A 12,571-nucleotide genomic window follows, 5' to 3' on the forward strand; every position below is an offset into this window, starting at 1 on the left:
GAGGCTTGCCCGCGAAGAACGATAGCGCGGTGATTCAGTAACACCGCCTGGCGTTCTTCGCGGGCAAGCCTCGCCCCGAGGTCTGAAATCGATCAACGTATCTGATGCTTGTGCAACAACCGGTAGAAGGTAGGCCTGGATATCCCCAGCACCTTGGCGGCGTTGCTCAAATTATCGCTGTGTCGATTCAGCACATCGCACAGGGCCTGGCGCTCTGCCCGGCACTTGTAGTCTTCCAGCGTGCCCATCGGCGTGGCAATGGCCTGTTGACTGATCAATCCCAGGTCCCGGGCTTCGATCTGCCGCCCTTCGGCCAGCACCAATCCGCGCCGTACCCGGTTGGCTAACTCGCGGACATTGCCCGGCCAGTCATGCTTTCCCATGGCAATCAGCGCGTCTTCACTGAAGCTTCGCGGCCGACGACCGGTTTCATGACTGTAGAAATGGGAAAAGTGATTGGCCAACATCGAGAGATCACCGTGGCGTTCGCGTAATGGCACGGTGAGGACCTGCAAGACGTTCAAGCGGTAGTAAAGGTCTTCGCGAAAGCGTTTCTTCTCGATGGCCGCTTCAAGGTCGACATGGGTCGCCGCCAATACCCGCACATCCACTGGAATGGGGTGATGCCCTCCCACACGCTCAATGTGTTTTTCCTGCAGGAAGCGCAGCAGATTGGCTTGCAGCTCCAAGGGCAAATCACCGATTTCATCCAGAAACAACGTTCCGCCGTTAGCCGCCTCGATCCGCCCGACCTTGCGCTGATGCGCACCGGTAAAGGCGCCCTTTTCGTGGCCAAACAGTTCGGACTGGATCAAGTGTTCGGGAATTGCGCCGCAGTTGATCGCCACGAACGGTTTGCTGTGACGCTGGGATTGTCGATGCAGGGTGCGAGCAACCAATTCCTTGCCAGTCCCGCTTTCGCCGCGAATCAGCACCGGGGATTCGGTGGGAGCCAGTTTGCTGAGCAATTTGCGCAACTCGCGAATCGGTTTGCTGTCGCCAAGCAGTTCATGTTCAGGCTGATCGATATGAACCGTACCCTGGCCACGCAAGCGTGCCATGCCGAACGCTCGGCCCAGGGTGACCTGAACCCGTGAGACATCGAATGGCAGGGTATGGAAGTCAAAAAACCATTCGCAGACGAAGTCTCCGACATTTTGCAATCGCAGGACTTCCTGATTCAGCACCGCAATCCACTCGGTACCGCTTCGGGTGATCAATTCCTTGACGGCTTCCGGGCGCTCCAGATGAAACGGCTGCAACCGCAACAGGCCGACATCGCAGGTTCGTTCAGTGGCGTTTTCCAGCGTACAGCTGTCAACATCCCATCCAACGGCGCGTAAACCCGGCAACAAGCGGTGGCAGTCGTCGCAAGGATCCACTACTAAAAGACGTCGTAAGGCAGGCGCTTCGATCATGACTGTTCCTTGACGCCAAATTTAGGAAATATTAGTAAAAACAGTCATTTGGCGGGCTTCGATGTAACACTAGCAAGAATTTGACGCGAGCTTGTATCAATTGCTTATAGGGTGGTTTGCTTATTAGTTATAAGAAATCGGTTGGTTAGTTGCCTAACGGGTTGAACCTTTCATTCAGCTTTCAGAAACAGCCTGAAGAGTGAATCAATCAAGGAAAGTTGAAATTTCTTTTGCTTGTGTGTGACCTAAACCCCGGTTGCGGACATCAGTACAAGTAACCAGCCGAACGGTAAGCCCAACCGACGGCACATCACTTGTTTGGGCATAGAGAGAGAAGATCCCATGAACGCCCCGCTCCGTATCAACGAAGCACTTTTGATTGCTGACCGCGCATTCCAACCCTTTCATTGCGTGGCCTGGGCTCTACAAGACGGTAGCGAACTAAGCCTGGCCATCATTGATCGCACCAACACACGCATCAGCTGCAAACAAATTCCAAGCAGCGCTTATTCCGATCCAGAGCAATTCGAACACGTGCTGGAAGAAGCCCGTGCCGAGTTGAGCCAGGAAGGTTACACGCTGCAATCATGGTCCATGCCGCACTAAGTGTTTTCGCGGATTGCCGTCCGGCAATCCGCGCCCCTTCTTTTTAGTTGACGATTTTCTATCGTCAGCTGCGCAACACCCTCCCCTGTTTTCAACTTCTCACCGCCGGATTACTTGGCAGGCTCTTCAGTGGTTCGAAAAGACACTGTTCTGGCACAAAACGTCCTCTCTTCGGCTCATGAAAACAGTTGTGCGCCGGGTCATTCAGGGATTGAATGTTTTGCTCATGCAGTCCCCCTCCGGGCTCCCGGATAAGGACGACTGGCAAGGAGATGCATGCATGTCACCCCAGACTGCTTTTGCCTTACCTGCAACCGTGAATGGCGCCGAACGGCTCGATGCGAGTTTCGCTGGCACCGGCAAGACTCAAGTGTATTTTTCCGGCAGCCTCTCCAGCATGGCCAATGACATTGCGATTGACCCGGTCGGCCGATTGCTGGTAGCGGCTAGAGTCGGTACGCCGGGCGGCCATCGCTTCGGCCTGGCCCGGCTGCTGGCAGATGGTTCGGCGGATCTGGCATTCGGCAAACAAGGCAGCATCAGCGGGCAGTTCGTCCACGGCTTCGAGGCCATGGCCGGCAAGGTGCGGATATTGGCCGACGGGCACATTCTGGTGGCCGGCCTGCATTACGAAAATGCTCACCGTACGCTGCCCGCCCTGGCGATGTTCGATCAGCAAGGTTGCCCGGTCCAGGATTTTGGCGTCAATGGATGCTGCGTGGTGCGCCTGCCGGGTGATCTTTCCCGAGGCGTTCGCGATGGCTGGTTACCACGCGGCGTGCCGGGCGCTGAGGCCTGTGATGTCTGCGTGCAGGACGACGGTCGAATCCTGATGCTGGCCAATCATCACTTCGACCTGGCCGATCACGCCGGCATGCTGATACGACTCAACGCCGACGGTTCGCTGGACGAGAGTTTCAACGGCCATGGTTTCGTCATGGTCCGGCACCTGTTAATGAACACCTGGCTCTGCAGCTTGATGGTGCAGCGCGATGGCCGGATTCTGGTGAGCGGAACAATCAATGTTCCCGAAGAAGCTCTGCTGGCGCGTTACCACCCGGATGGCCGGCTGGACGACCGCTTTGCCGTGGATGGTTTCATGACCTTCAAGGCGCGCGGACAAAGCGCTCGTGTCTGTCAGATCGTCCAGCATGAAAACGGTGATTTGCATTGCTTTGGCAGCAGTCGCGACCCGATGCTCTGCCTGTCTTTGAAAATTCACAGCAATGGTCGGCCGGATACTCATTGCAACGGTGGCCAGCCAAAGCTATTGGGCGTCGGCCGCAGCGACTGCCACTGGACCGCCGCCGGGGTTCAGCCGGACGGGCGAGTGCTGACTGTCGGAGCGACGGTCGGCCGGGCCGAAGCAGACCTCGTTTTTGCCCGGTATTTACCCAGCGGGCAACCCGATCGCAGTTTTGCCAAGGGCATTGGCTGGTTTCGCACACGCCTGGGTCACGGTCCGCATACGGCCAATTCATTGGCCATTCAGGCCGACGGTCGCCTTGTCATCGGCGGCTATTCCCTGGGCGCAAACTGCCGCGCGGTCGTCGCGCGTTATCAATGTTAGGTCTACAGGGTTTTGCGCACTTGATCTTCTGTTGTTCTTACGGCAACTTGCGCGCTTCTTAATACAAGGAGTAGCCGATGTCCGGTTCAATGGCTCAGGCTTTCGCGCATAACTTTCTCGGACACTCACCTCGTTGGTACAAGGCGAGCATTATCGGCTTCCTGATTCTCAACGCTCTGGTGTTGTGGACGGTCGGGCCGGTGGCGGCCGGCTGGTTATTGGTGGTGGAGTTCATTTTCACCCTGGCCATGGCGCTCAAGTGTTACCCGTTGATGCCCGGCGGGTTGCTCCTGGTCGAAGCATTGCTGCTCAAAATGACCACGCCCCAGGCGCTCTATAATGAGCTGGTGCATAACTTTCCGGTGATCTTGCTGCTGATGTTCATGGTGGCAGGCATCTATTTCATGAAAGACTTGCTGCTGTTTCTCTTCTCGCGCTTGTTATTGGAGGTTCGCTCCAAGGCGCTGCTGGCGTTGATGTTCTGTTTCCTGTCTGCATTTCTGTCGGCGTTTCTCGATGCATTGACCGTGACCGCCGTAATCATCAGTGCCGCCGTAGGGTTTTATTCGGTGTATCACCGCGTCGCCTCAGGCCACGATCCGCGCCAGGACGCCGAGTTCAGCGACGACCGGCATTTACCCGCCCTTCATCATGCCGACCTCGAACAGTTCCGCGCTTTCCTGCGCAGCCTGCTGATGCACGGCGCCGTCGGTACCGCGTTGGGTGGTGTGTGCACCCTGGTTGGCGAGCCGCAGAACCTGTTGATCGGCCATGAAATGGGTTGGCACTTCGCCGAATTCTTCTTGAAAGTTGCACCGGTGTCGTTGCCGGTATTGGCAGCCGGTCTGGTGACTTGCGTACTGCTGGAGAAACTGCGCTGGTTCGGCTATGGCACGCTGCTGCCAGACAATGTCCGTGCGGTACTGGCCAATTACGCCGCCGAAGACAACGCCGAACGCACTGTACGTCAGCGCGCTGCGTTGCTGGTGCAAGGGATGGCGGCACTGATTCTGATTGTCGCGCTGGCGTTTCACGTTGCCGAAGTTGGCTTGATCGGTTTGATGGTGATCGTGCTGATCACTGCGTTCACGGGCATTACCGATGAACATCGCATCGGCAATGCCTTCAGGGATGCCATGCCGTTCACGGCGCTGCTGGTGGTGTTTTTCGCGGTGGTGGCGGTGATTCAGGATCAGAAATTATTCGCGCCGGTGCTTCATTGGGTGCTGGCCCTTCCGATCGATCAACAGCCAGGCATGTTGTTTATTGCCAATGGCTTGCTGTCGGCCATTAGCGACAATGTGTTCGTGGCGACCATTTACATTACGGAAGTGAAACAGGCTTTCCTCGCCGGCCAAATGAGCCGCGAACAGTTTGAAATCCTGGCGATTGCAATCAATACCGGCACCAACCTGCCGAGCGTGGCAACGCCCAATGGTCAGGCGGCCTTCCTGTTCCTGCTGACCTCGGCGATTGCCCCGCTGGTTCGTCTGTCGTACGGGCGGATGGTATGGATGGCGCTGCCTTACACCGTAGTAATGGGTGTGTTGGGCTGGTATGCGGTGAGCTACTGGCTGTAACAGCTCCTACAGGAAACGGATGGGCTGTCACGTTATCTCGCTCATCCGACGCTGTGCCAGACGCGGCCATCGCGGGTGAGCAACTCATCAGCAATCTTGGGACCGTCTTCGCCGGCCGCGTAGCTCTCCACCGACTCGTCCTGCTGCCAGGCGTCGAGGAATGGCTGCACGGCGCGCCAGCCGTTCTCGATGTTGTCGGCGCGCTGGAACAGCGTCTGATCGCCAGTCAGGCAATCGTAGATCAGGGTTTCATAGCCGGTCGACGGCTGCATCTGGAAAAAATCCTTGTAGGCAAAACCCAATTCGATATTGGCCATGTTCAACGCCGGCCCCGGCCGCTTGGCCAGCAAGTCGAACCACATGCCTTCGTTGGGCTGAATCTGAATCCGCAGGTAGGTCGGCTGCAGCTCATCGACTTCGGTGTCGCGGAACTGCGCATAAGGCGCCGGCTTGAAGCAAATGACAATCTCGGTGTCGCGCGCGCTCATGCGCTTGCCGGTACGCAGGTAGAACGGCACGCCGACCCAGCGCCAGTTATCGATCATGACTTTGAGCGCGACATAGGTTTCGGTCGTGCTGTCGGGCGCCACGTTGGTTTCCTGGCGATAACCGGGCAGTGGCTCGCCATTGATTTCGCCGGCGGTGTATTGGCCGCGCACCGAGTTGGCTCGCGCTTCCTCGATCGACCAAGGGCGGATCGCGCCGACGACTTTGGCTTTCTCGCCGCGTACCGCATCGGCGCCAAAAGCGGCCGGTGGCTCCATGGCCACCATCGCCAACAATTGGAACAGGTGATTGGGCACCATGTCGCGCAGGGCGCCAGTGACCTCATAAAAACTGCCACGGGTTTCCACGCCGACGGTTTCGGCGGCGGTGATTTGCACGTGGTCGATGTAATGGTTGTTCCAGAAGGCTTCGAACAGGCTGTTGGAGAACCGGCTGACCAGAATGTTCTGCACGGTTTCCTTGCCCAGATAGTGATCGATCCGGTAGATCTGCTTTTCCGTCATCACTTTGAGCAGGCACGCGTTCAAGGCTTCTGCGGTATGCAGATCGGAGCCGAATGGCTTTTCGATTACCACCCTTCTGAAAGCGTCGGGTGTTTCTTGCAGCAATCCGGCAGCACCGAGACGCCGCACCACTTCGCTGAAAAAACGTGGCGCGGTGGCCAGGTAGAAAATCGCATTGCCCGTGCCGCTGGCGGCGATTCTCGCCGCCAGCGCTTCGTAGGTACGTTCGTCAAGGAAGTCGCCCTGGACGTAGCTGATGTGCTTGGCCAGTTTGGCCCACAACGCCGGATCAAGGGCTTGATCGCCCTCGCCGACCTTGGCCGCCACTTCCGCCCGAATGAAATCTTCGAGTTTTTTGGCGAAGGCTTCGTCACTGATAGCGTTGTGATCAACGCCGATGATCCGCAGTCCATTTCCCAGCAAACCGTCGCGACTCAGGTTGTACAGCGCCGGCATCAGCAAGCGCTTGACCAGATCACCATGGGCACCGAACAGAAACAGCGTGGTAGGCGGTGCGGGTTCTGCCTTGGATTTCCTGCGGATCACATGGGTCATTTTTTCGGGGTCTCCACATGGCCGCCGAAGCCGAAGCGCTGGGCCGAGAGAATCTTGTCACCAAAGGTGCCCTGCCCGCGCGAACGGTAGCGCGAGAACAGCGAGTTCGACAGCACCGGTACCGGCACCGATTGTTCCATTGCGGCTTCGATGGTCCAGCGACCTTCACCGCTATCAGCCACCGAGCCGGAATAGCCGTCGAGTTTCGGGTCGCTGGCCAGTGCGTCGGCGGTCAGGTCGAGCAGCCAGGACGACACCACGCTGCCACGACGCCAGACCTCGGCGATGTCGGCGACGTTCAGGTCGAAACGTTGATCTTCCGGCAGGTGAGTGCTGGCTTTGGTCTTGAGGATGTCAAAGCCTTCGGCGAAGGCCTGCATCATTCCGTATTCGATGCCGTTATGAATCATTTTCACGAAATGGCCAGCACCGGCCGGGCCTGCATGGATGTAACCGCGCTCGGCGCGATCGTCATCGGACTGGCGATCCTTGGTGCGCGGGATGTCGCCCATGCCCGGAGCCAGCGTTTCGAACAATGGGTCAAGACGCTTAACGGTGTCGGCATCGCCACCGATCATCATGCAGTAACCACGCTCCAGGCCCCAGACGCCGCCGGAGGTGCCGACGTCGATATAGTGCAGGCCTTTTTCCGACAGGGTTTTGGCCCGGCGGATGTCATCCTTATAGAAGGTGTTGCCGCCGTCGATGATGGTATCGCCCGCTTCAAGCAAGGTGCTCAAGGTGTCGATGGTGTCTTCGGTCGGTGCGCCGGCGGGCAGCATCACCCACACCGCGCGCGGTTTGGCCAGGCCAGCGACCAGGGCTGGCAAGTCGGCCACACCGGTGGCGCCTTCTTCAGCCAGGGTAGCGACAAAGGCGCTATTGCGATCGTAAACAACGGTGGTATGTCCGTTGAGCATCAGGCGCCGCGCAATATTACCGCCCATGCGGCCCAGTCCAATAATCCCGAGTTGCATGTACTGATGCTCCCTACTACAAATAAAGTGTGTCAAAGGTTATAGCCCAACGCGACTCATTCGAGTTAGTCCGGCGTATGGGGAATGAAGTTTCCGGGCATTGTGCCCGATCCAGACTGATAACGTCGGGAATCGTACCGAAGACACAACGACCATGAAAAATAAAAAAGTTCCCTTCAGGGGCAAAAGAAATCAAAATTGGCGCCGATAGTAAGTGAGCCACCGAATTCGGGAGCGACCTTACAGTTGAGACAGCCATTTGCGAGGTGAGCAATGGGCACCGTACACACAGCACTGCCAGCACAAACCCTTTACGTCACGATCCGTCGCGATGAACTGCGCCAATTGAAAGACGAGCGCGACCAATTGAAACGGGAAGTCGCGCAATTGCGTCTGCTGACCCAGGGTAACCAGGCTCAACCTTTGCCTGTCACCCAACGCGCGCCCCACGCCTGACCCCCTCGTTTGAATCGGAAGCAGCCGCTGCTGTTTCCGACTCGCTGCAAACCTGCCAGCTACCGGCCAACTCACAAAGTTTTCACACCTTCTTGTCGATACTCCGGCCCATTGTGGCCGCGCGGTATCCGCGCGGCGTCCGTTCGTCTGCAACAAAGAGAGTGCCGACGACTGAAGTAACTATCAGGCTGGAGTGCTGAATGGCTTTGTTTAAACGCAGCGAAACGTCTGCGAAAGGTTTTGATTGGACAGGATTTCTGTGGTTATTTCTGTTCTTCTGGTATTTTTCAGGTATCACCCAACTACTGATCCAACTGACGGGCACCTCCGGTTTTGCCGGTTTCCGCCAGGCCTTTGTGATGAGCGCCATCTGGCTCGCGCCGATGCTGCTATTCCCTAGGCAAACACGCGTGATGGCTGCGCTGATCGGCGTGGTGCTGTGGGCCTGTTCGATGGCCAGCCTCGGTTATTTCTTCATCTATCAGCAAGAATTTTCCCAGAGCGTCATCTTCATCATGTTCGAATCGAACGTGTCTGAAGCCGGCGAGTACATGACCCAGTATTTTGCCTGGTGGATGGTGGCCGCATTCCTCGCCCACACCGCGTTCGCCTATTTCCTCTGGACCCGCTTGCGTCCGGTCTACCTGCCACGTGGCCAGGCCCTGGTCGCGGCGACAGCGATTCTGCTGGCGGTGGTCGGTTACCCGATGATCAAGCATACGTTGCGCGCCGGTAGCCTGGCGGGCGGCTTCGAGAAGTTCGAAACCCGTATCGAGCCCGCGGTGCCGTGGCAAATGGCCGTGGCCTATCACCGTTACCTCGATACGTTGGCCAGCATGCAAGCCATGCTCGACAGCGCCAGCAAGATTGCTCCGCTCAAGAACCTCACCGACTCAATGGCCAATCAGCCGGCAACCCTGGTGCTGGTGCTCGGTGAATCCACCAACCGTCAGCGCATGAGCCTGTACGGCTACCCTCGGCAAACTACCCCGGAACTGGACAAGCTGAAGGATCAACTGGCGGTTTTCGATAACGTCATTACCCCGCGCCCCTACACCATCGAAGCGTTGCAGCAGGTACTGACGTTTGCCGACGAGGAAAACCCCGACCTTTATCTGTCCACACCGTCGGTGGTGAGCATGATGAAGCAGGCGGGTTACAAGACCTTCTGGATAACCAACCAGCAGACCATGACCAAGCGCAACACCATGCTCACGACCTTCTCCGAGCAGGCGGACGAGCAGGTGTACCTGAACAACAACCGCAATCAGAACGCCGCCCAGTACGACGGCGACGTGATCGAGCCGTTCAACAAGGCTTTGGCTGACGCGGCGCCGCGCAAGCTGATCGTTGTGCACTTGCTCGGCACGCACATGAGCTACCAGTACCGTTACCCGCCCACATTCAATAAGTTCACTGACCGCCAAGGCGTTCCGGACGGCGTGCGTGACGATCAGGTGCCGACCTACAACAGCTATGACAACGCAGTGCTGTACAACGACTTCGTGGTGTCGAGCCTGATCAAGGATTTCGCCAAGTCTGATCCGAACGGCTTCCTGCTGTACCTTTCCGACCATGGCGAAGATGTCTTCGATTCGGTCGGTCACAAAACCCTGGGCCGCAACGAGAGCAAACCAACGGCACCGATGTACACCATTCCGTTCATGGCCTGGGCTTCGCCGAAATGGCGCGAAACCCATGACTGGAGTTTCGCCGGTGACCTGAGCCGGCCATACAGCAGTTCTCAATTGATTCACACCTGGGCGGATCTGGCAGGCCTGAGCTTCGATGAACTGGACCGTAGCAAAAGCCTGGTCAGCGACAGCTTCAAGCCTCGGCCATTGATGATCGGCGACCCTTATGCTCGCAAGCAGCGGCCACTGATCGACTTCAGCCTGATGAAGCCCAAGGGCGCGGCTGTCTCGCCGACAGTCGTTCAGCAGTAATTCTTTTGTAGGAGCCAGGCTTGCCGGCGAAGGCGCACTTAAAGACGCCTTCGCCGGCAAGCCTGGCTCCTACAAAAAGCGGTTCATCAGGACTGTGAATTAAAGCGCTTTGATCCAGAACAGCATCCGCCCGTGCGCCGGGTCGAACATGCCGGGCGAGAAACCGAATTTGCCGTAAGCGGCTTGAGCCACCGCGTTACCTTCCAGAACTTCCAGGGTAATTTTGCAGCAACCGCGCTGGCGCGCGATGTCTTCGACTTTGTGCAACATCTTCTGGCTCAGCCCCAACCCGCGAAACTTCGATACAACCGCCACATCGTGCACATTCACCAACGGTCTGCAGGCGAAGGTCGAAAAACCTTCAAAACAGTTGACCAACCCTGCGGGCTCGCCGCCGACAAACGCCAGTACGCTGAAAGCATGAGGACGTTTGGCCAGCTCCCCCGGCAATTGTTGCAATCTATCGGCGGGTAGCGGATGACCGCCGCCCATCGGATCTTCGGCGTAGTGATTCAATACCAGGCAAATCGCCTCGGCATGCACCGGGTTGGTATAGCTGGCTTGAAGCACAAGAATTTCTGCGGATTCCATTTCCACCTCAATCACCAAGTTACCCCAGCTCGCTTCTTGCGCACTGAAAGGTCTGTCGACCTTATCCTGAGAGCCGGGGCGCCGACAACCGGATCCTGTTCTCTGTCAAACGCCCCAGATCAATGCCTCGGTCCATCCCAACTCGGCAAAATCCTCAGCCCTCAGTTTTGCCTCACCGGCACAGAAAAACTCGTCCAGTTGCGGCGGCTTGACCCGGGTGCCACTGAGCATCGCATGAACCTGCCCGCGATGATGAATCTGATGCTCGAACAAATGGGACAGCATGCGCAAACGGCTGTCATGTTGCGGGGTGTCGCGCGCGATGGTCACGAGCCGTCCGAGGTCTGCGTCGCGCAATTGCTCGCAGTAGGCGATCAGTCGACGGTCCACAAGCGCTTGTTCGCGCTTGAGATCGGCACCGTAGGTGAACGGTTCATCTTCGTTGAAAAAGACGTAGCAATCGGGGTGCGGTTCGTCACCGCGCAACTCCCGCTCCAGTGCGTCCACATAAAACCAGTCACAGGTCAGGATGTGATTGAGGGTCGCGCTGAGGCTGGGAAAGAAACTGACTCCCGGCGCCGCCAGTTCGGCCGGGCTTAGCTGAAGCCAGGCCTTGGCCAGTCGATGATTGGCCCAGGCGTTCTGATAGGCCATGGTCAGCAAATGGTGGGACAAGGGCTGATTCATGTTCGCTCCTCACGGATATCAAGCCTCAGCGTAACGTTGTAGCTGCATTTCCTGAAGACGACTAAGGGTGCGGCGAAACGGAAACGCCAGATAGCCCTCGGTGTACAGCGCCTCCATCGGCACCTGCGCCTCGAGGTACAGCGGTACCTTGCGGTCGTAGCATTCGTCCACCAGGGCGATGAACCGGCGCACGCCGTCGTCATGCACCGACAACTGCGGCAACTCGCGATCACCCGCCGCCACCCGTTCGACCCCGTCTTCAGTGCCGCGAGCGATGCGCCCTTCGCGTTTTTGCGCGCTGAGGTTGGGCACGTCGCTCAGCAGAATAGCGCTGAAGGTGTCGCACAGGGCCATGAAGTCCATCGCGGCAAATGGTTGCTCGCAGAGTTCGGAATAACGGCACCAGAGTACCGTTTGACTGGCCTGCATGACGCTGACCGAACGGAAACCGACATTGACCGCCTCACCGGACAGCGACTGGCCAGCGGTCAAGGCTTTGAACACCTCGCTCAGCGCGCCGGGCTGCCCCGCTACGTTCACCCAGTAACGCTGCAGGCCGGGGCCAGGGTGCAAGCGATGATCTTCCCCGCCATCCACCGCTATCACCTGCATATGCTGCTTGATTGCAGCAATAGCTGGCAGGAGCCGCTCGCGATTGAAGCCATCTGCGTACAGCTGATCCGGCGGTTGATTGGAGGTGCAGACCACCACCACGCCTTGCTCGAACATCACCTGAAACAAACGCCCGAGGATGATCGCGTCACCGATGTCGTTGACGAACAGTTCATCGAAACACAGCACGCGCACTTCCTGGCTCAGCTCCCGGGCCAGCGCTTTCAATGGGTCGGCGGTGCCGGTCAATTGAAAGGAGCGCTGATGCACCCAGCCCATGAAATGATGAAAGTGCTGACGTCGGGCCGGGACGCGCAGGTTTTGATAGAACTGATCCATCAACCAGGTCTTGCCCCGCCCAACGGGGCCCCAAAGGTACACGCCGGTGACGGGCGCGCGGTTTTCGTGCAAGGCTTCATGGCATTTTTGCAGCGCCCACACAGCATGTTCCTGAGCTTCGTCCTGGACGAAGCCCTTCTGTTCGATGGCGTGTTGCCAGGCGCTTAAGGGAGAGTCGACATTCATGCGCGGCAGTATACGTTTCTTCGGCTGCTGGTGAAGCC

The 12,571-nt window shown here is 57.8% G+C and carries 11 protein-coding genes; 5 read left to right on the forward strand and 6 right to left on the reverse strand.

The window, feature by feature from the left end:
• Window positions 1-92 precede the first annotated feature (92 nt).
• Window positions 93-1,418: a sigma-54 dependent transcriptional regulator gene (locus BZL43_RS07645; RefSeq protein WP_095631745.1), complete on the reverse strand. Its 1,326-nt coding sequence runs from the start codon at window positions 1,416-1,418 to the stop codon at window positions 93-95.
• Window positions 1,419-1,760: 342 nt separating this feature from the next.
• Between BZL43_RS07645 and BZL43_RS07650 the strand changes: the two genes are divergently transcribed.
• The 3 genes from BZL43_RS07650 to nhaB all read left to right on the forward strand — a co-directional run bounded on the left by BZL43_RS07650 (window position 1,761) and on the right by nhaB (window position 5,174).
• The gene (locus BZL43_RS07650) at window positions 1,761-2,024 is read left to right on the forward strand and encodes a hypothetical protein (RefSeq protein WP_095631746.1); all 264 of its coding nucleotides are present in this window, start codon (window positions 1,761-1,763) and stop codon (window positions 2,022-2,024) included.
• 280 nt (window positions 2,025-2,304) lie between these two features.
• Entirely contained in the window at window positions 2,305-3,594 is a 1,290-nt protein-coding gene (locus BZL43_RS07655) for a hypothetical protein (RefSeq protein WP_095631747.1), read from the forward strand.
• A gap of 77 nt (window positions 3,595-3,671) precedes the next feature.
• On the forward strand, window positions 3,672-5,174 hold the full coding sequence (gene nhaB, locus BZL43_RS07660) for a sodium/proton antiporter NhaB (protein ID WP_095631748.1): 1,503 nt from the start codon (window positions 3,672-3,674) through the stop codon (window positions 5,172-5,174).
• 41 nt (window positions 5,175-5,215) lie between these two features.
• Here nhaB and zwf read toward each other — a convergent pair whose 3' ends face one another.
• Complete coding sequence (zwf, locus tag BZL43_RS07665; protein ID WP_095631749.1) at window positions 5,216-6,739, reverse strand: glucose-6-phosphate dehydrogenase; 1,524 nt, start codon at window positions 6,737-6,739, stop codon at window positions 5,216-5,218.
• Complete coding sequence (gnd, locus tag BZL43_RS07670) at window positions 6,736-7,716, reverse strand: phosphogluconate dehydrogenase (NAD(+)-dependent, decarboxylating) (RefSeq protein WP_095631750.1); 981 nt, start codon at window positions 7,714-7,716, stop codon at window positions 6,736-6,738. The genes zwf and gnd overlap by 4 nt, the downstream gene beginning before the upstream one ends.
• 273 nt (window positions 7,717-7,989) lie before the next feature.
• Here gnd and BZL43_RS07675 point away from each other — a divergent pair, with 273 nt between their 5' ends.
• Together BZL43_RS07675 and BZL43_RS07680 are read left to right on the forward strand one after the other, a co-directional pair.
• Window positions 7,990-8,172: a DUF6026 family protein gene (locus BZL43_RS07675; RefSeq protein ID WP_008069248.1), complete on the forward strand. Its 183-nt coding sequence runs from the start codon at window positions 7,990-7,992 to the stop codon at window positions 8,170-8,172.
• A gap of 200 nt (window positions 8,173-8,372) precedes the next feature.
• Window positions 8,373-10,118, forward strand: coding sequence for a phosphoethanolamine transferase CptA (locus BZL43_RS07680; protein ID WP_095631751.1), 1,746 nt, complete (start codon window positions 8,373-8,375; stop codon window positions 10,116-10,118).
• 99 nt (window positions 10,119-10,217) lie between these two features.
• Here the strand turns inward: BZL43_RS07680 and BZL43_RS07685 are convergent, their stop codons facing one another.
• The 3 genes from BZL43_RS07685 to zapE all read right to left on the reverse strand — a co-directional run bounded on the left by BZL43_RS07685 (window position 10,218) and on the right by zapE (window position 12,533).
• Window positions 10,218-10,709, reverse strand: a complete 492-nt coding sequence (locus tag BZL43_RS07685; protein ID WP_095631752.1) for a GNAT family N-acetyltransferase — start codon at window positions 10,707-10,709, stop codon at window positions 10,218-10,220.
• Between the two features lie 105 nt (window positions 10,710-10,814).
• Complete coding sequence (locus BZL43_RS07690; protein ID WP_095631753.1) at window positions 10,815-11,396, reverse strand: DinB family protein; 582 nt, start codon at window positions 11,394-11,396, stop codon at window positions 10,815-10,817.
• Between the two features lie 18 nt (window positions 11,397-11,414).
• Window positions 11,415-12,533 (reverse strand): cell division protein ZapE, encoded by a 1,119-nt coding sequence (zapE, locus tag BZL43_RS07695; RefSeq protein WP_095631754.1) that lies wholly within the window; start codon window positions 12,531-12,533, stop codon window positions 11,415-11,417.
• Window positions 12,534-12,571 lie beyond the last annotated feature (38 nt).

Origin of the sequence: Pseudomonas sp. PICF141, from assembly GCF_002286815.1 — a bacterium.
GTDB lineage: Bacteria > Pseudomonadota > Gammaproteobacteria > Pseudomonadales > Pseudomonadaceae > Aquipseudomonas.

What these genes read in the sequence shown, in the direction of transcription:
- gnd (WP_095631750.1), bottom strand. Translation starts at nt 7,716, where the DNA reads ATGCAACTCGGGATTATTGGACTGGGCCGCATGGGCGGTAATATTGCG.
- BZL43_RS07655 (WP_095631747.1), top strand. Translation starts at nt 2,305, where the DNA reads ATGTCACCCCAGACTGCTTTTGCCTTACCTGCAACCGTGAATGGCGCC.
- nhaB (WP_095631748.1), top strand. Translation starts at nt 3,672, where the DNA reads ATGTCCGGTTCAATGGCTCAGGCTTTCGCGCATAACTTTCTCGGACAC.
- BZL43_RS07650 (WP_095631746.1), top strand. Translation starts at nt 1,761, where the DNA reads ATGAACGCCCCGCTCCGTATCAACGAAGCACTTTTGATTGCTGACCGC.
- BZL43_RS07645 (WP_095631745.1), bottom strand. Translation starts at nt 1,418, where the DNA reads ATGATCGAAGCGCCTGCCTTACGACGTCTTTTAGTAGTGGATCCTTGC.
- BZL43_RS07675 (WP_008069248.1), top strand. Translation starts at nt 7,990, where the DNA reads ATGGGCACCGTACACACAGCACTGCCAGCACAAACCCTTTACGTCACG.
- BZL43_RS07685 (WP_095631752.1), bottom strand. Translation starts at nt 10,709, where the DNA reads ATGGAATCCGCAGAAATTCTTGTGCTTCAAGCCAGCTATACCAACCCG.
- BZL43_RS07690 (WP_095631753.1), bottom strand. Translation starts at nt 11,396, where the DNA reads ATGAATCAGCCCTTGTCCCACCATTTGCTGACCATGGCCTATCAGAAC.
- zwf (WP_095631749.1), bottom strand. Translation starts at nt 6,739, where the DNA reads ATGACCCATGTGATCCGCAGGAAATCCAAGGCAGAACCCGCACCGCCT.
- BZL43_RS07680 (WP_095631751.1), top strand. Translation starts at nt 8,373, where the DNA reads ATGGCTTTGTTTAAACGCAGCGAAACGTCTGCGAAAGGTTTTGATTGG.
- zapE (WP_095631754.1), bottom strand. Translation starts at nt 12,533, where the DNA reads ATGAATGTCGACTCTCCCTTAAGCGCCTGGCAACACGCCATCGAACAG.